Genomic DNA, 20,479 nt, shown 5'->3' on the forward strand with positions numbered 1-20,479 from the left:
CCAGCACATCAGCCTGTTCGTGGCCGGGGTGAAGGACAAGGTCAGCCTCAAACTGATCGCCGCCAAGGGCAAGGTGCAGTTGCAGGCGCAGAGCGATGCGATGGAGCTGACGGCGGATAAGGATGTGGCCATCAGCAGCCTGAGCGCCAGCCAGCTGTTCAACGGCAAGAAAGAGGTGCTACTGACCTGCGGCGGCGCCTACATCTGCATCAAGGACGGCAAGATCGAACTGCACGCGCCGGGCAAGGTGAGCTTCAAGGGCGGCAGCCACGACTGGAGCGGGCCGGCGAAGATGACTCCGGCCCATCCGTCCTTTCCGCAGCATGCGCCGACATTCCCGCTCAGCATCAAGGTCGACCAGTCGCCACTGGGCGTGAAGAGCGGTTGGGGCGGCATGCCCTACAAGCTGTATGCCGATGGCGCCTTGCAGGGCGAAGGCGTGATAGACGAACAAGGGCACATTCAGGTGGAGCATCGCGTACCGGTACAGAAATACAAGTTGGAGCTGGCCAATGGCGTGGTGTACGACATTCCGGTTGCCGTGGATTACCACAACCCGGCGCAGGGTGATGCGGCGAATGCCGGCTTTCACAAGCACATTGCCGGACCTGCACCAGACGGTGGTCGTGACGAGCACCAGGCATCGGCGCGTGAAGACTTTCTGGCGCTGTTCAAACCGGCAGACAAGGGCGAATAAGCATGGGAACCAAGATCAAAACGCCGATTGCGGCCAACCAGGGCCTGCAATGCACCATCACCCCGCCATGGTTTGTGCAGCAATCGGAATACACCCCGCTGAACGGCACTTTCGATTTCCTGATCAATGGCGAGCGCGCGTTTGGGGAAGTGCACCACGCCATCGCTGCAGCAAAACAGTCCGTTTGCATCATTTGCTGGGGCTTTCAGCCATCGATGTATTTCATTCGTGATGGCAAATCGCCATCGATAGGCCAATTACTGGAACAGAAAGCCGCGGATGGCGTGAAAGTGCGGGTGCTGTGCTATGTGGTGGGCAATGATTACGCGACCAGCTTGACTGGATTCTCAATGGACGAGCCAAACATGCCGAACCGGTCAGGCCCTTACACCACCGGTTACAAGGATGTGCCAGCCACCAGCAGCAGGGAACAGAACAAGTTCGACAGTCATTGGTTTAGCCGCTACGACCGAGATCGCGGCAAGGCGCAAACACTGACAAAAGCCGCGCAGAATGTTCTTGGGGACAAACAGGTCAAGAATCTGATTTTCCGGGTAAGGGGATTTTCTGCCGCGGACCGCGCCTATCTTGCCAATCAGGAATTCGAAGACAAAAAGGTCTCCGGCACCATGCGAACCGTACTGTCGGCCTTCCCCAGCCATCACCAGAAAATGGTGCTGGTGGATTACGGTAGCCCGAGTGAGCACGTTGGCTTTGTCATGGGGCACAACATGCTGGACGAGTATTGGGATACCTGTGCGCACAGCTACCACCGTAGAACAGCGAATACCGGACGAAACGGCACGCTGCCACGAGAAGATCTTTCCAGTCGGGTAACAGGCCCGATTTGTGGCGCCCTGTTTCGTAATTTCGCCCAAGCCTGGGAAAAAGAAACCGGCGAAAGCCTGGACAAGCCGAGTACCGGCTTTGCCCACTATCCGCTACGCGAAGCATTGGGCAAGAAAATCCAGGGACAGATTCTGCGTACTCAGCCGCAGTACCGGGCGGAAGACATCAAGAAGGCCTATCTGCAGGCGGTAAGCAATGCCACTCAATGCATCTATGTCGAGAACCAGTATTTTCGCTGGCCGCCACTGGCAGACAGGATCAAGCAGGCGGCTGCCAAACAATGCCAATGGGGGCGAGACCCAGCCAGCCATCAATCACTCTATCTGTTCGTGGTAACCAATAGCAGTGATGGCGGCATGGGGTCGGGAACGGTCAAGACTCAGGAAATGCTCAGCAGTCTTGGCCGGGCCGATGTCATGCCCGGTGTCGAGCTGCAAAACCGTATCCAGGATCAGACCACCGCCATTAACCAGGCTGAAAACCGGCTACGCCAGTACGATGCCAGCCTGGGCAAGGTAGCAAGTGCCCTGCCCAACCCCGCTGTCTTCAAGGGTGGCAAATACCCGCCCGCCTGGCTGCGGGACCCGAGAACCCGCGAACTGCTTGAAAAGCATAACCAGCTGGCCAGCCAGCGCGACCGGCTGCAACAGGAAAAAGACAAGATGCAAAAAGACCTGGAGCTGCTGGGCGCCAGGAGCGAAGACAAGCTCGGCCAGAAAATGAAAGCCGCCGAGGCCATCGTGCCGGAAGAACGCCCCGGTCTGAAGGTGCACATCTGTACCCTGGTGCCCCCAGACACCCCGGCAGGGGTTGCCTGGCCCGAGATATACGTGCACAGCAAGCTGCTGCTGGTCAACGATACCTACATGACGCTGGGCAGCGCCAACATCAATACCCGTAGCATGGAAGTGGACAGCGAGCTGAATGTTGCGCACTGCAACCCGCATATCAGTCGCCAGGCACGGCTGGACTTGTGGAACATCCATACCGGAGGCAAGGGAGCACAGGAGGATGTGAGTGAGGCGTTCAAGTCTTGGGAATGGATTATCGACGAAAACAAACGGCGCGAGCCACGAAAACAGGCTCCCCAAGCATCTCTACGAGGCTTTCTACGTTTCGACCCCACCCAATCCAACAAGGACTGAATATGCGGCATGCCCTGCTTTTATTGCTTGCCTTGCTAGCGGCCTGCGGCAAACCCGCCGAAACCCGGAGTCATCCCATGTCCAACTCATCGCCACTGACGGCCATTCCCAACAAGCTGGAACAGCAGCTTACCTTCAGCTGCAGCCATGAACAGGCACGCATCCCCAAGCCGCACCCGGAAGCCGAGCAGCTATTCAAGCATGCACGCTGGCTGCAAAAACGGAACCTGCTCAAGGACGACCCGGCCCAGTATCCGGACATCGAGCGACTGTACCGTATTGCCGCCGCCTGGGGCCACGACAAGGCCAACCACAATCTGGCACTGCTGCTGATTCGCGGCCACAGCGATGCCGACGATGTCATCAGCCTGCCGGTAGCACTGGCGCAAGACCTGATCCAGCGCGGCATCCCGCAGGGCTACTACGATATGGGGGCTCTGCTCACCAAAGGCTATGGGGTGGTCGAAAGCGAGGCATCCGCCCTGCAATACCTGCGCCATGCCGCCGACCTGGGCAATCCGGACGCACAATACTATGTGGGCGACCAGCTATTCAACCTTAGCATTGACTACCCAGTGCCATTCAATATCGGACTGCAAATGAAAAAATGTGCGGCTGAACAGGGGCATAGTGAAGCTGCATTTGAATACGCCATTCGGATGAAGAATTCAAAAAACTATTCCGAAGCTCTCAAGTACTTCCAGTTGGCAGTAAAGGCTGGCAATGAAACTGTAGCCTTCAAACTAGGAAAGGTATTTCTCGCCCCGCCACCCAGCGATGAACTGGATTATCTCGCCCAGGAAAAAGACGAAGAGCGCTCCCGTCGCTACAACATCCTGTCCGACATCCTGGAGCGCTACTCCTATCTCAACCCCACGGTAGACGACATCGACGACATCGTGCCCTTGCCGCCGGCCAAACTGCCGCCGTGGGATGGCAAGACTAAGTGGCTGAAGGACTGGGAAAGCAATGTGCCGCCGCCACTGCCCAGCGAAGCACGCATTGCCGAGATGGCCAAGGCCAAGGGCCTGGACCCGGCCACCGGCATGCCTGTCGCCAAGACGTCGCCGCGATGAGCTTTCGCTGTTCATGTCACCTGCGACTGCCGTTGCGGCCAACCTTGGCCGCAACCTCCCCGCCGCCGACGGCTATCCCCGACCATCTGGAACAGCAGCTTGTCTTTACCTGCCACGATGCACATACGCGTAATCCTGTAATCCGGAATACCTGACATGCTCGAATCCCTCCTCCCTTATTACGAACGCGAGCTCGGCCATCTGCGCGAGCTGTCGGGCGAGTTCGCCCGGCGTTACCCCAAGATTGCCGGCCGGCTGCAGCTGGAAGGCGACCAGTGCGAAGACCCGCATACCGAGCGGCTGATCGAGGCGTTCGCCTTTTTGACGGCGCGGGTGCACAAGAAGCTGGATGACGACTACCCGGAGGTGGCCACCAGCTTTCTGGACGTGATGTACCCGCACTATCTGCAGCCGATGCCGGCGGCCACCGTGGTGCAGTTCGAGTGCGATGCGCAGCGGCCGGAGATCGGCAAGCGCTACCGCATCGAGCGCGGGCAGCAGGTGTTGGCGCCGGCCATCCAGGGGGTAAGTTGCAAGTTCCGCAGCGTGTATCCGGTGGATCTGTACCCGCTGCAACTGCAGGAAGCCAAGCTGGAACTGACCAGCGGCTCGCCCTATCTGCGCAGCCTGGCGCCGGATGCGGCGGCGGTGCTGACGCTGCGGCTGCAGACCCAGGGTGGGGTAGCGCTGAATGCCATCGATCTGCAATCGCTGCGCTTTTTCCTGGACGGGGAACCGGCGCTGATGCACCTGCTGTACGAGATGCTGCTGTCCAATGTGCTGCGGCTGCAGGTGGGAGATGGCAGCGAGGACCCGGTACGCACGCGCATGTTGGCCGCAGACAGCCTGCAGGCGGTGGGCTTTGGTGCCGACGAGGGCATGCTGGAGTACGACGAGCGCTCTTTCCTCGGCTACCGGCTATTGTCGGAATACTTCAGCTATCCGGACAAATTCCTGTTTATCGACCTGCTCAATCTGGCGCCGTTGGTGGCCCGGCTGCAGGGCGATACGCTGCTGCTGCGCATCCAGCTGCGCGACTACCCGGATAGCGAGCGTCATCACCGTTTGCAAAGCCAGTTGCAGCCGGCGCACTTCAAGCTGGGTTGCACGCCGCTGATCAACCTGTTTACCCAGCCGGGCGAGCCGATCCGCGTCACGCACCAGAAAAGCAGTTACCCGGTGCTGGCCGACGGGCGAAAACAGCTTTCCTACGAGGTGGTAAATATCCGCCGCGTGGTGCGGGTGGAGAAATCCGGCGAAGGCGACAGCAGTGAAGAGGTGCCGCCGTTCTACGCAACGCGCCACGGCAGTGGCAAGACGCCGCGTTTCTACTGGCATGCCACGCGCGAGCCATCGGTGCGCCAGGGCGACCGCGGCACAGACATGGCGTTGCACCTGGTGGACCTGCAGTTCGACGCGGTGCGTCCGGCTGGCGAGGTGTTGAGTCTGGAACTGCTGTGCAGCAACCGCGATCTGCCGGAGCAGATTCCGTTTGGCGGCAGTCAGGCCAGCCAGCGTACCGATCTGCAGCTGCCGGGACACTCGGTGGTGAAGCGTGTACGCCTGTTGCGCAAGCCTGGCGCCAGCCAGCGCAGCCCGCTGGGACGGGCATTGCAGTGGCGGTTGATCTCGCATCTGTCGCTCAACTACATGTCCATTGTCGATGCCGGGCGCGAGGCGCTGCAGGAAATGCTCACGCTGTACAACCTGGGCGAAGCAGCGGCCAACGTGCGGCAGATCCAGGGCATTGTCGGCATCAGCAGCCAGCCGGCGGTGCAGCGCGTCAGTGGCCGCCACTTCGCCGGCTTCGTGCGCGGCACCGAGATCACGCTGACGCTGGACGCCGACTACTACGTCGGCGGCAGCGTCTACCTGTTTGCCTCGGTGCTGGAGCGTTTCTTTGCGCTGTACTGCGCGCCGAACAGCTTTACCCGGCTGCGGGTGCATACCGTACAGCACGACGCTGTGGTGGCCAGCTGGCCGGCCCGCGCCGGTGAAGCACTGGTGATCTGAGGAGCCGTCATGTCTGTTCCGATGTTGCCGGTCTCCGGTTTGCCTGTGCCAGGTCGTCAACCACGCGATCTGCGGCAAGCGCTGGCAAAAGATGCCAGCCAGTTCGGCTTCTTCCAGGCAGTGCGCATTCTCGGGTTGTGCGAAGGCACGCGCCGCACGCGTCGCAGCCTGCCTGTGCGGTTGCGTTTCCGGACGCTGGCCAGTCTGGCTTTCCCGGCCAGCGAGCTGGTGAATTACCGGTCACATGAGGCCGATGGGGAGTCGTCTGCCGAGATGACTGTCAGCTTCATGGGGCTGACCGGTCCCAGCGGGGCGTTGCCCACTTCCTATACCGAGCTGCTGCTGGAGCGACGGCAGCAGTATCGCGATGACACATTGCATTCCTTTCTGGATTTGTTCAGTCACCGTGCGGTGTCGCTGTTCTACCAGGCATGGCGCAAGTACCGCTTCTGGCTGGCGGAGGAGGCCGGCGAGGGCGACGGTTTCCGTCGCAACTTGCTGGATCTGGCCGGCCTCGGGCTCGGGCGCTTGCGTAGCCAGACGGCAGAACAGGGGGTACTGGACGAGCGCCTGTTTATCTATTTTTCCGGCCTGCTGAGCCAGAAGCCGCTGTCGGCGCAGACCTTGCAAACGCTGGTGTCCGGCCTGTTCGGCGTGCGCGCGCAGCTTCAGCAGTTTGCCGGGCAGTGGTTGTCGGTTCCGCCGGAAGAGCAGAGCCAGCTGGGTTTACGCAACGGTGAGCTGGGCTTGTCGCTGTTCTGTGGCGAGCGGCAATGGGACCGCCAGACCCGCTTGCAATTGCGGCTGTGCGGGTTGCGGCGTGCGCAGTTCGAGGCATTGCTACAGGGAGGGGCAGGAGCCGTGGCCTTGCAATCACTGCTGCAGTACGCGGTGGGACATCAGCTGGCGGTGGACGTGTGTCTGGAGCTGGACAAGCGCGACGTGCCTCCGGCACGGCTTGACTCTGAACAACCATTACGACTCGGTGCCAGCAGCTGGCTGGGGCCACAACAGCGTGACCCGGACGATGTGCGTTACGCGCTGCTGCACTAGCAGGCGGCGTTTCAATTTTCCTTACTGGATGGACTTGCTATGTCGGTACCTTTGAAATCCCTGATCGAACGCCTTACACCTGCTGCTCGCCGGTGCGTGGAACAGGCGGCCAGTCGTGCCTTGGCGCGGACACACTTCGAAATCGAGATCGAGCATGTGCTGCTGACCTTGCTGGACGAGAACGATAATGCCGCCATTGCCGCACTGCAGGCCGGTGGCGTGGATATTCCCGTTTTGCAACAGGCGCTGGAGCGGGCACTGGATGGTTTCCGCAGCGGCAACAGCCGTAACCCGGTGCTGTCGGCGTGGTTGCCAAAATGGCTGGAGAAAGCCTGGTTGCTGGCCAGCGCGGAATTCGGACAGGACAGCGTCTCTACCCTCGACCTGCTGCTGGCGTTGCTGCGTGACGAGAGTTTGCGCCCGGCCGTGCAAAGCGGCTGCCCGACGCTGTTGCAGCTGGATGCCGGCCGGCTGCTGCCGGCCTATGCCGCGTTACGCCAGCATGGCGGCGAGTCGGCCGAAGGCGGGCCGGCTGGCGCGGATCCGGCGGCGGCACCAGTCACGGCCGCCAAGGTACGGGGCGGGGCTGCGCTGGACAAGTACACCATCGATCTTACTGCCCAGGCCCGAGCCGGCAAGATCGACCCGGTGCTGGGGCGCGAGGTAGAAATCCGCCAGATGATCGACATCCTGATGCGCCGCCGGCAGAACAATCCCATCCTCACCGGCGAGCCTGGCGTGGGCAAGACCGCGGTGGTGGAAGGGCTGGCGCGCAAGATCGTGCACGGCGAGGTACCGCCGGTGCTGACCGGTGTGGCGCTGCGCACACTGGACCTGGGCCTGCTGCAGGCCGGCGCCAGCGTCAAGGGCGAGTTCGAGAACCGCCTGCGCCAGGTGATCGATGAGGTCAAGGCCAGTCCGGTGCCCATCATCCTGTTCATCGACGAGGCGCATACCCTGATCGGCGCCGGCGGTGCCGCCGGGCAGAACGATGCGGCCAACCTGTTGAAGCCGGCGCTGGCGCGTGGCGAGTTGCGTACCATCGCCGCTACCACCTGGGCGGAATACAAGAAGTACTTCGAGAAAGACGCCGCACTGGCGCGTCGTTTCCAGGTGGTGAAGGTGGAGGAGCCGGCACCGGAGATCGCGGTGCAGATGGTGCGCGGCCTGGCGCAGGCCATGGCCGAGCACCACCAGGTGGAGATTCTGGAAGAGGCGGTAGCGGCGGCAGTACACCTGTCCAGCCGCTACATCACCGGCCGTCAGTTGCCGGACAAAGCCATCAGTGTGCTCGACACCGCCTGCGCCCGCGTGGCGCTGTCTCGTGCCGGCAAACCGGGGCCGGTCGAGGATGTGGCCGTGCTGATCGCCAACGTGGAGCGCGAGATTGCCGCATTGCAGCGCGAGGAAGGTCATGGCGAGAGAATCGACGAGCTGGAAGCCCGCCGCGAGCAGCTGCAGGATGATCTGGCGCAATTGCATGCCGCCTGGCAGACGCAGCAGCAACTGGTCGCCGAGATCGATGCTGCTCGCCAGCAGCCAGCTGAGAGCAAAGGCGGCAAAACCCGCAAGGCCAGCCCGTTGCAGAGCAAACGCAAGGCATTGCGCGAGCTGCAGCAGACGCAGCCACTGGCGTTCGAGTGCGTGGATGAAAACGTGATCGCCGACGTGATAGCCGGCTGGACCGGCATTCCGCTGGGCCGCATGGTTAGCAACGAACTGGCGCAGGTGCAGCGCCTGGCTACCCTGCTGGGCGAGCGGGTGATCGGTCAGGACCACGCGCTGCGGCAGATTGCCGAGCGGGTGCAGATCGCCAAGGCCGGGCTGGAAGACCCGGGCAAGCCCAAGGGCGTGTTCCTGCTGGTGGGGCCGTCCGGCGTGGGCAAGACCGAAACCGCGCTGGCGCTGGCCGAGGCGCTGTACGGCGGCGAGCGCAATCTGGTCACCATCAATATGTCGGAATACCAGGAGGCGCACAGCGTATCCGGGCTGAAAGGCTCGCCGCCGGGCTATGTCGGCTATGGCGAGGGCGGTGTGCTCACCGAGGCAGTGCGGCGCAAGCCTTATTCGGTGGTGTTGCTGGATGAAGTGGAAAAAGCGCACCCGGACGTGCTGGAGCTGTTCTTCCAGGTATTCGACAAGGGCGTGCTGGAAGACAGCGAAGGCCGCGAGGTGGACTTCAAGAACACCATCATCCTGCTCACCTCCAACGCCGGCACTGAGCTGGTGATGCGCGCCTGCGAACACGGCGTGACGGTGGAAGGCGAAACCCGCGCTCCTGGCGCCGAAGACCTGGTGGAAGTGCTGCGGCCAACCTTGCAGCAGGTGTTCAAACCTGCCTTCCTCGGCCGGCTGGACATCGTGCCTTACTTCCCGATCAGCGACGACGTACTGCATGCCATCGTGCAACTGAAGTTGGAGCGTATCCGTCGCCGCATTGCCGACAATCACGGCGCACAAGTGGAGTTCCCGGACGAGTTGGCCGCGACCATGGCCGCGCGCTGTCTGGACGTGGACAGCGGTGCCCGCAACGCCGATGCCATCCTCACCCGTACTCTGCTGGCGCAAATCTCCAGCGATCTGCTGGCGCGCATGGCCAGCGGCAAACCGGTGAAGAAGATTGCCGTGGCGCTGAAAGGCGAGGCGCTCAAGGTACGTGTGAGCTAAGAGGCGGGAACCATGCTGAAACTGCTGGCCCTGCTGGGCCTGTCTACCTTGCTGTGGTGGGCGGCGTTGTGGCTGCTCATCCCGGTGAACTGGCAACAAGTCAGCCCGACTGCCATGTTGCTGCTGCACCTGCTGCCGCCGCTGTTGTTGACGGCGTTGGCCTTTTTCTGGCGACAGCGCCGCCTGCGCCAGGAGCAGGCAGCCGCCAAGGCGCAGGCGGATGCCGACGCTGCCATCTTGCAGTCGCAGCGCGATGAAGCGCGCGCACAGCATCTGCATGCATTGCAACAGCGGCAACAGGTAGTGCATTGCCGCTGGCTGTGGGTGCAGGCGCTGCCGCAGCGCGACGAGCCGGCCTGGCTGGCAGAGCTGCCGGATGCGTGCGCATGGGAGCTGCTGGCAAACGACGACCTGGAAACCGGCGAGGTGCTCGATAGCCTGCAACAGAGCGCCGCTGCCGGTCTGGAAGCGCTGTACGCCGAACTGCCGGGGGCCGCGGCCTTGCCGCTGCTGCTGGAAGTGCTGCCCGGAACCAGCGGTGTGGAACAGGTTGGCCGCATCAAGCAGTGGCAGCAACAGGCATGGCAACAGCTGCACGGCGATATGCCACCTCCGGCCAGCGATTGTCGCTTCCTGCCGGGGAGTGGCACGGTAGCCGATCGCGTGCAGCAGTTCCTGGCGCAGGATCCGGAGCTGCCGGGGGCGGTACTGCTGTCGCTGGATGCACCGCGGGCGGCATGGGATCCGGATGACGAGGCCGACGCCACGACCCGGCAACAATGGCGGGAGCAGGGGCGCCCCGGCGCCGCAGTCGTATTGATGTTGTTCCTGCGTGACGGGCTGAGTGCGGTAGAGGGCGATATGCAAGCCTTGGCGGCTGATCCCTATCAGCCGTACTGGGAGCGCGACCCGGCCGGTGCCAGTGCCGGTTGGGGGCGGGTGCCGGCTGGCGCGCAGCAAGCGCTGGCAGCTTTGCCGCTGCTCGGCTGCCTGGCGCAATCCGCCCAGGGAGTACCGGGACGGGTGGGGACGCTGCAGCTTACCCGGCAGTTGCAGCCGTTGCTGGACAACGCGCTGGTGAATGCCAGCCTGCTGGATTTCCCTTTCAGCGCCGAAGATGCGGACCCGGCACGCAACCAGGCCGACAGTGTGGCCTGGCTGGTGCATAACGGTGGCGATGTGGATGTCGGCGGTGTGCGCATGGCGGCCATCGGCAGCAATCTTTCCCGCCACCAGATCGGGCTCGATCTGGTGGAAGAAGCCAGCAATCTGGTGCGCGAATGGGGAGATGTCGGCGCGGCCGCGCCAGCACTGCTGGCGGCATTGGCGGTCAGCCACTGTGCCCGCTTGTCCGCACCGGCCGTGCTGGCGCAGTTTCAACATGATCATGCCGCATTGGGGCTGGTACGGCCGGCCTGACGGGAGAACGGGATGAAACGAGTGATACGGTTGGGCGATCCGACCAGCCATGGCGGTCAGGTAGTCAGTGCCGCCTCGACTACGACGCTGTTTGGCAAACAGGTGGCGTTGCTGGGCGACAAGGTGACTTGCCCGCAGCAGGGCCATGTCAACTGCAGCATTGTGGAAGGTGATGGCAGCTGGCTGGTAGGTGGCAAGCCGGTAGCGCTGGAAGGCCACAAGGTTAGTTGTGGTGCCACGCTGATTTCCACCATGCCGGAAGTGGGCAAAGGCTGAATGCGACAAGATTGGGAACACAACATGACACTGGAACAACTTCTGGCCCCGATCGCGGGGCCGCAGCCAGCGGGCGAGGACATGAGCTACTCGGCGCTGTTCGACCAGATCCGCGAAGCGCGCCGCAGCGACGACCCGTCGCTGGCACAGGGCGACTGGGAGCAGACACTGAAGCAGGCCGACTGGCCCAAGGTAGTGAAACTGTGCGAGCAGGCCCTGGCGGAGCAGAGCAAGGATCTGCAGCTGCTGGTGTGGTATGCGGAAGCCAAGACCAAGGTGGAAGGGCTGGCGGGCTTGCAGTTGGCCCTGGGCGCACTGGATGGCTGGCTGCAGCAGTATTGGGAGAGCGGTTATCCGGAACTGGATCCGCATGACTTTGACGAACGGGTTGGCAAGCTGGAGTGGCTCAATCTGCAGCTTGGGGTGGCGGTACGCGAGGTCGCGCTGACCCGGCCGGAATCCGGAGGTTACAGCTGGCAGCAGTGGCAGCAGTCGCGCGAGGTCGACAACCTCGGGCTGAAGAATCCGGAAGCGCGCGAGGCGGCATTGGCCGAGGGCAAGCTGGCTGGCGAAACTTTCGACAAAGCAGCACAGCAATCGGGGGCCGCATGGTTCCAGCAGTGCATGGAGCAACTGGTGGCGGTATTGGCAAGTTACGAGGCGCTGGATGCCAGCATCGACCTGCGGTTTGGCGCGCAAGCGCCTAGTTTGGCCGAGCTGCGCAATGCGTTGTATGCCTGCCAGGATCTGGTGCTGCGCTATCGCCAGCAGCTGGCTCCGGCCACTGCGAGTCCGGCAGTCCCCCCCCGCACCGTTATCGAGGAGAAAGTCGTGAGCCAGCCGATTACCGTTACGCCCGCTGCGTTGGCCGCGCCGGTTGCCGATTTCGGTGGCCCGATCGCCAACCGCCAGCAGGCTGTGCAGATGCTGACCGAGGTAGCGCGCTATTTTCGTCGTAACGAGCCGCATAGCCCGGTGTCGCTGCTGGCGGAACGGGCCGCACGCTGGGCAGAGATGAGCCTGGAAGAATGGCTGCAGCATGTGGTAAAGGATGACTCCACCCTGCGGCAACTGCAGGAACTGCTGGACGTGCGCGACAACTGAGTCGGTAGTTGGCCGCAGGCAGGCGTGGCGGAGCCCTCCCGGGGCCGGGCGGTACACCTGCCATTTGCCGCAGGAGTGTTGACCCAAGGCAGGGGGCTGGGGATAATCCAGCCTCTTTTCAAATGCTTAGCGCAGATTGCCACCTGTTTCGATGACCGTAGCACCCACCGCCTTGCCCCCGCGCCGCCTGTCCGTAGCTCCGATGCTGGACTGGACCGACCGCCACTACCGCTACTTCGCGCGCCTGATCACCAAGCACACCTGGCTGTACACCGAGATGGTGACCACCGGTGCGCTGCTGCATGGCGATGTTGGCCGCCACCTGCGCTACCACGAAGCGGAGCATCCGATTGCGCTGCAGCTGGGTGGCAGCGAGCCGGCCGAGCTGGCGCAGTGCGCGCGACTGGCGCAGCAGTGGGGCTATGACGAGGTGAATCTGAACGTGGGCTGTCCGTCGGAGCGGGTGCAGAAGGGCGCGTTCGGTGCCTGCCTGATGGCCGAGCCGCAACTGGTAGCCGATTGCGTGAAGGCGATGCGCGACGTGGTGGATATCGACGTGACGGTGAAGCATCGCATCGGTATCGACCAGATCGACAGCTACGACTACATGCGCGAGTTTGTGGATACCGTGGCCGAGGCCGGCTGCCGTACCTTCATCGTGCATGCGCGCAACGCCATCCTGAAGGGCCTGAGCCCGAAGGAGAACCGCGAGATTCCGCCGCTGAAGTACGACTACGTCTACCGGCTGAAGCAGGAGCGTCCGGAGCTGGAAATCATCATCAACGGCGGCATCAAGACCAATGCCGAGATTGCCGGCCACCTGCAGCATGTGGATGGCGTGATGGTTGGCCGCGAGGCGTATCACAACCCCTACCTGATGGCGAGCTGGGATGCCGACTTCTACGGCGACGCCAGCCCGGTGCGTTCGCGCGGCAAGGTGGTGGAGGCGCTGCTGCCCTATGTGGCCGAGCGCTTGCAGGATGGCAGCAGCGTGCGTCACATCGCACGCCATGTGCTGGGGCTGTTCCACGGCGAGCCGGGTGGCCGCCAGTGGCGGCGCCTGCTGTCCGATGCCAAGGCGCTGAAGGATGCGGACGAGCGTCTGTTTATCGAAGCCATGCTGGCCACCCAGGGCCAGCCGGTCTGATGATTTGGTAACATGGCGCCTTTCCCGCCCGGCCAGTCCGGGCGTTTTCACTGCCGGGGCCGTAAGGCTACCGGCGGGCTTGGAGCAAGCATGATTGAAAAACTAGTGCTGGCCAGCAATAACGCCGGCAAGTTGAAGGAATTCTCGGCGCTGCTGGCGCCGCTGGGCGTAGAAGTGATCCCGCAGGGACAGCTGAATGTGCCGGAGTGCCCGGAGCCGCACGGCACCTTCCTGGAGAATGCGCTGGAGAAGGCGCGCCACGCCTGTCGCGTCACCGGCCTGCCGGCGCTGGCCGACGATTCCGGCATCTGCGTGGAAGCGCTGGGCGGTAAGCCCGGTGTGCTGTCGGCACGCTATGCCGGCGAGCCGAAATCGGACGCGCGCAACAACGCGCAGCTGATCGCCGATCTGCAAGGCCAGGGCAACCGCCGCGCCTACTACTATTGCGTGCTGGTGCTGCTGCGCCATGCCGACGACCCGCAGCCGCTGGTGGCGGACGGCGCCTGGTATGGCGAGGTGGTGGACACTGCATCCGGCAACGGCGGCTTCGGCTACGACCCGCACTTCTGGCTGCCGGCGCATGGCTGCACCGTGGCCGATCTGCCGGCCGGCGTGAAGAACGGCATCAGCCACCGCGGCCAGGCAATGCAGGCGTTGCTGGCCAAGCTGCAGGCGCAGCTGGCATGAGCGTGATCGACCTGTCGGCGTTGAAGGGCGGGCTGAGAGAACTGCCGCCGCTGTCGCTGTACATCCATTTCCCGTGGTGCGTGAAGAAGTGCCCGTACTGCGACTTCAACTCGCATGAATTCCGTGCCGGCAGCATCCCGATTGCCAATGCGGCCAACACTGGCCGCAGCCGGGTGGGCGAGGGCTTCGACGAGATGGCCTATGTCGAGGCGCTGCTGCGCGACTTCGAATACAGCCTGCCGTCGATCTGGGGCCGCAGCATTAGCACCATCTTCATGGGCGGCGGTACCCCCAGCCTGTTCAGTCCGCAGGCGATGGACGCGCTGCTGGCCGGTATCCGCGCCCGCGTGCGGCTGCAGCCGGATGCCGAGATCACCATGGAGGCCAATCCGGGCACTTTCGAGCGCGAGCGCTTCCACGGTTACCGCGATGCCGGCATCAACCGGCTGTCCATCGGGATCCAGAGCTTCAACCCGCGCCACCTGCAGGCGCTGGGCCGTATCCACGACGACGCCGAGGCGCGCCGCGCGGTGGAAACTGCGCTGAGCTGCTTCGATAACGTCAACCTCGACCTGATGTACGCGCTGCCGCAGCAGACGCTGGCCGAGGCGCTGGCGGATATCGACACCGCGCTGTCGTATGGCGTCAGCCACATTTCCGCCTACCACCTCACCATCGAGCCGAACACGCTGTTCGCGGTGCAGCTGCCGCAGAACCTGCCGGACGACGAGCTGTCCGCCGACATGCAGGAGGCGATCGAGGCGCGGCTGGAAGGCGCCGGTTTCGTGCATTACGAGACTTCCGCCTTTGCGCAGCCGGGGCGCTTCGCCCGCCACAACGTCAACTACTGGCAGTTTGGCGACTACGTCGGCATCGGTGCCGGCGCGCATGGCAAGATCAGCTCGCACGCAGGTATCGTGCGCGAGATGCGCTACAAGCAGCCGGCGGCCTATCTGCAGGCGATTGCCGAGGGCAAGCCGGTGCAGAGCAGCCACAAGGTTGGCCGCAAGGACCTGCCGTTCGAATTCATGATGAACTTGCTGCGCCTTACTGGCGGTTTCGAGCTGCGACTGTTCAGCGAGCGCACCGGTTTGCCGGTATCCTGTATCCAATCGCAATTGCAGCAAGCGCGGGCGGAAGGGCTGATCGAACATGATCTCACCCACCCGCGGCCAACTTTGAAGGGCCAGCGCTTCCTGAATGACCTGTTAAACCTGTTCCTGCACGAAGACGGAGAAAACTGAAAATGGCTAAAGAGATCATCCACACCGACAAGGCCCCGGCAGCAATCGGCGCTTACTCCCAGGCAGTCAAAGCCGGCGATACCGTATACCTGTCCGGCCAGATCCCGCTCGACCCGGTGACCATGACCGTGGTGGAAGGCGGTTTTGCTGCCGAGGCGCATCAGGTGTTCAAGAACCTGAAAGCCGTGTGTGAGGCCGCCGGTGGCAGCCTGGACCAGATCGTGAAGCTGAATGCCTTCCTGACCGACCTGTCCAACTTCGCCACTTTCAACGAAGTGATGAGCCAGTACATGAGCCAGCCGTTCCCGGCCCGCGCCGCCATCGGCGTGGCCAGCCTGCCGAAGGGCGTGCAGGTGGAAGCCGACGCGGTAATGGTGCTGGGCAACTGATCACGCGATCAGCCTGGTAGTGAAAAGCGGCCTGCGGGCCGCTTTTTCTTTGTGGCGACGGCTGCAGCGGGCAGCAGGGTTTTTCGTGCCGCGGCTGGCGCGTGCGGCCAACGCTGTGCCTCTGCGCGGTTTGGCAAAACAGACTGTTCCCGTGGCCGGCTCGGCTCGCTGCCGGCAGGCGGTTACACTGGCCGGCATTACCTGGGAGCCCGCCATGATTGCCGAATCCACGCTGCTGCTGTTCCTGATGACCGTGCTGCTGCTGTTCCTGTCGCCGGGGCCGAACATGGCCTTCCTGCTGTCGCACAGCACCGTGATGGGGCCGCGTGGCGGTTACGCGGTAGCGCTGGGCATTGCGCTGGCCGACCTGGTGCTGACCGTGCTCACCGCCAGCGGCATCACCGCCATGTTGGCCGCCTGGCCGCCGATGTTCGATCTGTTGCGCCTTGGCGGGGCGCTGTATCTGGGCTGGATGGCGTGGCAGGCGTGGCGCAGCGGTGGCATGGCTGCACTGGCGCAGGCACCGCAGCGCAGCCATCGCCAGATTGTGCGCATGGCGATGCTCAATAGCCTGCTCAACCCCAAGGCGCTGCTGTTCTTCATGGTGTTTCTGCCGCAGTTTGTCGATACCGCGCGCGGTGCGGTGGCGCAGCAGGTGCTGCTGCTGGGGGCGTTGCTGGCGCTGGTCGGGCTGGGGTTCAACTTTGTGCTGGCGCATGGCAGCGGAGTGATCGGCCGTCAGCTGGCGCGGGCGCCGCAATTTGCCCGCTGGCAGGGGCGGGCGCTGGCGCTGGTGTTGCTGGGCCTGGCGCTGCGCTTGCTGCTGTTGCAGCGGCCAACGGCGCAGTAGCCGGTAGCACCGATAAAAAAAGCACCCCGCATGGGGTGCTTTTTTCGTGCCGGCGGCGGGCGATCAGATTTCGTTGCTCGCCAGCTGCGGAACTTCTTCGCTGACATCGCCGGCGGCGATGCAGGCAGCGGCGGTGAACAGCACGTCGGTGGAGCTGTTGAGCGCGGTTTCGGCGGAATCCTGCACCACGCCGATGATGAAGCCGACAGCAACGACCTGCATCGCCACGTCGTTGCTGATGCCGAACAGGCTGCAGGCCATCGGGATCAGCAGCAGCGAACCACCGGCTACGCCGGAGGCACCGCAGGCGGCGACGGCGGACAGCACCGACAGCAGCAGCGCGGTCGGCATGTCCACGTGGATGCCCAGGGTGTGTACCGCGGCCAGGCTCAGCACCGAGATGGTGATGGCGGCACCGGCCATATTGATGGTGGCGCCCAGCGGGATCGACACCGCGTAGGTATCCTCGTTCAGCCCCAGCTTCTTGCACAGGTTCATGTTCACCGGGATGTTGGCCGCCGAGCTGCGGGTGAAGAAGGCGGTGACACCGCTTTCACGCAGGCAGGTCAGCACTAACGGGTACGGGTTGCGGCGGATGGTCAGGCCGACGATCAGCGGGTTCACCACCAGCGCGATAACCAGCATGGCGCCTACCAGTACCAGCAGCAGCTGGCTGTAACCCAGCAGCGAGGACAGGCCGGTGGTGGCCACCGATTCGGCCACCAGACCGAACACGCCCACCGGCGCGAAACGGATGATCACGCTGACAATGCGCGATACGCCGTCGGCCAGCTCGTTCAGCAGCAGTTTGGTGCTGTCGCTGGCGTGATGCAGCGCCATGCCCAGCGCTACGGCCCAGGTCAGGATGCCGATGTAGTTGCCTGTGGCAATGGCATTGATCGGGTTGTCCACGATCTGGAATACCAGGTTGTTCAGCACCTGGCCAATGCCGGCCGGCGGGGTGGTGCCGGTGGCGGCGGCGACCAGGGTCAGCCGGGTCGGGAAGGCAAAGCTGGCCAGCACGCCGGTGACGGCGGCCAGGAAGGTGCCCAGCAGGTACAGGGTCAGCACCGGGCGCATATTGGTCTGCACGCCCTTTTTCTTGTTGGCGATGGCGCTGGCAACCAGCACGAACACCAGTACCGGCGCCACGGCCTTCAGCCCTTTGACGAACAGGCTGCCCAGAAAGGTTAGCGACTTGGCGGTGTCGGGGGAGAAGCTGGCCAGAGCGATACCGGCCAGCATGCCGATCATGATCTGCAGCACGATGCTGCCGTTCATGATTTTGCTGAGAAGGGTTGGGTTCTGCTGCATATCGGTTCCACGTTACTGTCGTTATTGGTTTGATGCCTGCGCCCGGCGCATGACAGGACGGTTGGCGGCCAACCTGGTGACAGTCCGGAAACAGCAGAACAATCAACGGGGTATGGCCAATCGACTCCATCCGGCGCGCAGTGTAACAAAGTTTTTATGGTGACAGAATCCAGTATCCAATCTTGCGTAACTGTCACCATTGTTGGCGCCATAAAAACAATCTGTTTGCATGGCGCTGCTTTATTGCACCGCGGATGGCATGGCTTAATGACAGTATCGATTGCAGTCCAGCACAAGGAGTGAGGCATGACAGCCAGCTTTGATTACCGCATCGTCAACGTGTTTGCCGAGAGCCGTTTCGGCGGCAACCCGCTGGCGGTATTTACCGATGCCTGTGGCCTGGGCGACGAGGATATGCAGCTGATCGCGCGCCAGTTCAATCTGTCGGAGACGGTGTTCCTGCTGCCGGGGGACGCCGAGGCGGTGGCCAGCCTGCGCATCTTCACCCCCAGTTACGAGCTGCCGTTTGCCGGCCATCCCACCATTGGCAGCGCCGCGGTGCTGCACGCGCTGCATGGGCTGGATGAGCGTTTCACCCTGCGCACCAGCGCCGGCTTGATTCCGATCCGCCTGCAGGATGGTGTGTTCCGCCTCACCGCGGTGGCCGCCACACAGCGTACGGCCAACCTTGCCGCCGCGGAGGCTGCCGCCATGCTGGGCATTGGCGCGGAAGACATCGCCGCCGAGCCGGTGTGGGTGAATGCCGGCAGCGAGCAGCTGTTGATCCGCGCTGCCAGCCGTGCGGCGGTGCTGGCGGCCAAACCGCAGCATGAATTGTTTGTGCGTCATGCCACCTTGCGTCCCGGGCGCAGCATCGCCTACCTGTGGCATGAGGCTGCTGGCGTGGCCACCGTGCGGCTGTTCTTCGAGCAGCAAGGCGCAGTGATCGAGGATCCGGGCACCGGCAGCGCCTGCGCCAACCTCGGCGGCTGGTGTGCGCTCAACGGGCTGGCGCCGCTGTCGTGGCGCATCGAGCAGGGCGCGGTGATCCAGCGTCCCAACGTGCTGTATCTGGATGTCGATGCGGCCGGTGGCGTGCAAGTGGGTGGCAAGGTGCAGCAGTTGGGCGTGGGGCAGTTCAGCTTGCCGTAGCCGCGGGCTGTTGCCACTATCAAGGCGGCCATGTTGGCCGCCATTTTTATTGCGAGGAACAGCCATGCTGCCAGATCGTTTTGCGGTCTTGTCCGACATCCACGGCAACCTGCCGGCGCTGCAGGCGGTGCTGGCCGATATGCGCGGCCGCGGCGTCAGCCAGGCGGTCAACCTCGGCGACATCCTCTCCGGTCCGTTGTGGCCGGCGGAAACGGCCGAGCTGCTGATGGGGCTGAAGCTGCCCTCCATTGCCGGCAATCACGAGCGCCAGTTGCTGGCCTGTGCCGATCGCCCGGGCGGACCGTCCGACCAGTACGCCTATGAGCACACCACCGCGACCCAGCGCGCCTGGCTGGCTGCGCTGCCGCCAGGGGGGCAGCTGGGCGAGGTGCAACTGACGCACGGCAGCCCGCAATCGGACCTGCAGTATCTGCTGGACGATATTGTTGCGGCCAACCTGGTGCCGGCCAGTCCGCAGACAGTGGCGGCAAGGCTGGGGCCGACGGCGGCGACGCTGGTGTTGTGTGGCCACAGCCACCTGCCGCGCTTGCTGCAATTGCCGGATGGACCGTTGCTGCTGAATCCGGGCAGCGTCGGTCTGCCGGCGTACGACGACAGCGACGGTGGCTACCACCGGGTGCAGACAGGTGCTCCGCACGCCAGTTACGCCATCGTCGAGCGGCTGGCCACCGGTTGGCAGCTGCAGCTGTTGCGCGTGCAGTACAACTGGCAGGCGGCAGCAGCGCAGGCGGCACGCAATGGCCGGCCGGACTGGGCGCAGTGGCTGCAAAGCGGCGTGGTGGCGTAGCGGGGCGTTGACGCTGGCGCAAGTGACTGATAATTTTGCGCAATACGGCTAGAGCCGTAGCACCAAACTGGCGTTTGAAAAGGCATGAGGGGTGCCCGCGCCAGACACAATACGAGGGAGATACACATGAAAGCACTGGTAAAACTGGCGGCGGTGAGTGCACTGGCCCTGTCGGCACAGGCTGCACTGGCGTTAAGCGCCGGCGGTACCTGGAAGACCATCGACGACGAGAGCCATCAGGCCAAGTCGCTGGTGGAAATCAGCGAGGCCGCCAACGGCGAGCTGACCGGCAAGGTCGTGAAACTGTTCAATAATCCGGATGCGGTATGCGACAAGTGCGACGGCGCACTGAAAGGCAAACCGATCGTCGGCCTGACCATCATCACCGGCCTGAAAAAAGACGGCGAGGCCTGGGAAAACGGCAAGATTCTCGATCCGAAATCCGGCAAGGTGTACAGCGCCAAGGCCAAGCTGGTCGATGGCGGCAAGAAGCTGGAAGTGCGCGGCTTCCTCGGCTTCTCGCTGCTGGGGCGCACCCAGGTGTGGGAACGCCAGTAATCGCGTGCTGAGGTTGGCCGCGGCCAACCTT

Annotated in this window: 18 protein-coding genes; 17 read left to right on the top strand and 1 reads right to left on the bottom strand. The window is 63.4% G+C overall.

The features are described 5' to 3' along the window. The 14 genes from HU218_RS16980 to HU218_RS15855 form a co-directional block, all read left to right on the top strand. The coding region (locus HU218_RS16980) for a DUF2345 domain-containing protein (protein WP_246211309.1) at positions 1–697 on the top strand (697 nt) is incomplete at its 5' end. 2 nt (positions 698–699) lie between these two features. Next, positions 700–2,691 carry a phospholipase D-like domain-containing protein gene (locus HU218_RS15795; protein WP_174875904.1) on the top strand — a complete coding sequence of 664 codons (1,992 nt, stop codon included), beginning with the start codon at positions 700–702 and terminating at the stop codon, positions 2,689–2,691. A gap of 77 nt (positions 2,692–2,768) precedes the next feature. Further along, positions 2,769–3,767 carry an SEL1-like repeat protein gene (locus HU218_RS15800; RefSeq protein ID WP_174875905.1) on the top strand — a complete coding sequence of 333 codons (999 nt, stop codon included), beginning with the start codon at positions 2,769–2,771 and terminating at the stop codon, positions 3,765–3,767. A gap of 156 nt (positions 3,768–3,923) precedes the next feature. After that, positions 3,924–5,780, top strand: coding sequence for a type VI secretion system baseplate subunit TssF (gene tssF / locus HU218_RS15805; protein ID WP_174875906.1), 1,857 nt, complete (start codon positions 3,924–3,926; stop codon positions 5,778–5,780). A gap of 9 nt (positions 5,781–5,789) precedes the next feature. Next, positions 5,790–6,833, top strand: a complete 1,044-nt coding sequence (tssG, locus tag HU218_RS15810; RefSeq protein WP_246211319.1) for a type VI secretion system baseplate subunit TssG — start codon at positions 5,790–5,792, stop codon at positions 6,831–6,833. A 39-nt stretch (positions 6,834–6,872) separates the two neighbouring features. Continuing rightward, positions 6,873–9,500 carry a type VI secretion system ATPase TssH gene (tssH, locus tag HU218_RS15815; RefSeq protein ID WP_174875907.1) on the top strand — a complete coding sequence of 876 codons (2,628 nt, stop codon included), beginning with the start codon at positions 6,873–6,875 and terminating at the stop codon, positions 9,498–9,500. 12 nt (positions 9,501–9,512) lie between these two features. Continuing rightward, a complete protein-coding gene (locus HU218_RS15820; protein WP_174875908.1) occupies positions 9,513–10,919 on the top strand; it encodes a hypothetical protein in 1,407 nt (468 codons plus the stop codon). 12 nt (positions 10,920–10,931) lie between these two features. Continuing rightward, entirely contained in the window at positions 10,932–11,195 is a 264-nt protein-coding gene (locus tag HU218_RS15825) for a PAAR domain-containing protein (protein WP_174875909.1), read from the top strand. 24 nt (positions 11,196–11,219) lie between these two features. Then, positions 11,220–12,299, top strand: a complete 1,080-nt coding sequence (gene tssA / locus HU218_RS15830) for a type VI secretion system protein TssA (RefSeq protein WP_174875910.1) — start codon at positions 11,220–11,222, stop codon at positions 12,297–12,299. 202 nt (positions 12,300–12,501) lie between these two features. After that, entirely contained in the window at positions 12,502–13,446 is a 945-nt protein-coding gene (gene dusA, locus HU218_RS15835) for a tRNA dihydrouridine(20/20a) synthase DusA (RefSeq protein ID WP_246211328.1), read from the top strand. 90 nt (positions 13,447–13,536) lie between these two features. Next, positions 13,537–14,133 (top strand): RdgB/HAM1 family non-canonical purine NTP pyrophosphatase, encoded by a 597-nt coding sequence (gene rdgB / locus HU218_RS15840; RefSeq protein WP_174875912.1) that lies wholly within the window; start codon positions 13,537–13,539, stop codon positions 14,131–14,133. Further along, complete coding sequence (hemW, locus tag HU218_RS15845; protein ID WP_174875913.1) at positions 14,130–15,377, top strand: radical SAM family heme chaperone HemW; 1,248 nt, start codon at positions 14,130–14,132, stop codon at positions 15,375–15,377. The genes rdgB and hemW overlap by 4 nt, the downstream gene beginning before the upstream one ends. A gap of 2 nt (positions 15,378–15,379) precedes the next feature. Continuing rightward, positions 15,380–15,766: a RidA family protein gene (locus HU218_RS15850; protein ID WP_174875914.1), complete on the top strand. Its 387-nt coding sequence runs from the start codon at positions 15,380–15,382 to the stop codon at positions 15,764–15,766. A gap of 214 nt (positions 15,767–15,980) precedes the next feature. Then, positions 15,981–16,616: a LysE family translocator gene (locus HU218_RS15855; RefSeq protein ID WP_174875915.1), complete on the top strand. Its 636-nt coding sequence runs from the start codon at positions 15,981–15,983 to the stop codon at positions 16,614–16,616. A gap of 63 nt (positions 16,617–16,679) precedes the next feature. Here HU218_RS15855 and sstT read toward each other — a convergent pair whose 3' ends face one another. Beyond that, on the bottom strand, positions 16,680–17,930 hold the full coding sequence (gene sstT, locus HU218_RS15860) for a serine/threonine transporter SstT (protein ID WP_174875916.1): 1,251 nt from the start codon (positions 17,928–17,930) through the stop codon (positions 16,680–16,682). Positions 17,931–18,236: 306 nt separating this feature from the next. Between sstT and HU218_RS15865 the strand changes: the two genes are divergently transcribed. From HU218_RS15865 to HU218_RS15875, 3 genes are all read left to right on the top strand, one after another. After that, a complete protein-coding gene (locus HU218_RS15865) occupies positions 18,237–19,082 on the top strand; it encodes a PhzF family phenazine biosynthesis protein (RefSeq protein WP_174875917.1) in 846 nt (281 codons plus the stop codon). 64 nt (positions 19,083–19,146) lie between these two features. Further along, positions 19,147–19,890 (top strand): metallophosphoesterase family protein, encoded by a 744-nt coding sequence (locus HU218_RS15870; RefSeq protein WP_174875918.1) that lies wholly within the window; start codon positions 19,147–19,149, stop codon positions 19,888–19,890. A gap of 126 nt (positions 19,891–20,016) precedes the next feature. Continuing rightward, a complete protein-coding gene (locus HU218_RS15875; RefSeq protein ID WP_174875919.1) occupies positions 20,017–20,448 on the top strand; it encodes a DUF2147 domain-containing protein in 432 nt (143 codons plus the stop codon). Positions 20,449–20,479: the final 31 nt, after the last annotated feature.

The organism is Vogesella oryzae, assembly GCF_902829295.1.
GTDB lineage: Bacteria > Pseudomonadota > Gammaproteobacteria > Burkholderiales > Chromobacteriaceae > Vogesella > Vogesella oryzae.

Coding starts and splice junctions, on each gene's coding strand:
- HU218_RS15795 (WP_174875904.1), top strand. CDS start 700: ATGGGAACCAAGATCAAAACGCCGATTGCGGCCAACCAGGGCCTGCAA.
- HU218_RS15800 (WP_174875905.1), top strand. CDS start 2,769: ATGTCCAACTCATCGCCACTGACGGCCATTCCCAACAAGCTGGAACAG.
- tssF (WP_174875906.1), top strand. CDS start 3,924: ATGCTCGAATCCCTCCTCCCTTATTACGAACGCGAGCTCGGCCATCTG.
- tssG (WP_246211319.1), top strand. CDS start 5,790: ATGTCTGTTCCGATGTTGCCGGTCTCCGGTTTGCCTGTGCCAGGTCGT.
- tssH (WP_174875907.1), top strand. CDS start 6,873: ATGTCGGTACCTTTGAAATCCCTGATCGAACGCCTTACACCTGCTGCT.
- HU218_RS15820 (WP_174875908.1), top strand. CDS start 9,513: ATGCTGAAACTGCTGGCCCTGCTGGGCCTGTCTACCTTGCTGTGGTGG.
- HU218_RS15825 (WP_174875909.1), top strand. CDS start 10,932: ATGAAACGAGTGATACGGTTGGGCGATCCGACCAGCCATGGCGGTCAG.
- tssA (WP_174875910.1), top strand. CDS start 11,220: ATGACACTGGAACAACTTCTGGCCCCGATCGCGGGGCCGCAGCCAGCG.
- dusA (WP_246211328.1), top strand. CDS start 12,502: ATGCTGGACTGGACCGACCGCCACTACCGCTACTTCGCGCGCCTGATC.
- rdgB (WP_174875912.1), top strand. CDS start 13,537: ATGATTGAAAAACTAGTGCTGGCCAGCAATAACGCCGGCAAGTTGAAG.
- hemW (WP_174875913.1), top strand. CDS start 14,130: ATGAGCGTGATCGACCTGTCGGCGTTGAAGGGCGGGCTGAGAGAACTG.
- HU218_RS15850 (WP_174875914.1), top strand. CDS start 15,380: ATGGCTAAAGAGATCATCCACACCGACAAGGCCCCGGCAGCAATCGGC.
- HU218_RS15855 (WP_174875915.1), top strand. CDS start 15,981: ATGATTGCCGAATCCACGCTGCTGCTGTTCCTGATGACCGTGCTGCTG.
- sstT (WP_174875916.1), bottom strand. CDS start 17,930: ATGCAGCAGAACCCAACCCTTCTCAGCAAAATCATGAACGGCAGCATC.
- HU218_RS15865 (WP_174875917.1), top strand. CDS start 18,237: ATGACAGCCAGCTTTGATTACCGCATCGTCAACGTGTTTGCCGAGAGC.
- HU218_RS15870 (WP_174875918.1), top strand. CDS start 19,147: ATGCTGCCAGATCGTTTTGCGGTCTTGTCCGACATCCACGGCAACCTG.
- HU218_RS15875 (WP_174875919.1), top strand. CDS start 20,017: ATGAAAGCACTGGTAAAACTGGCGGCGGTGAGTGCACTGGCCCTGTCG.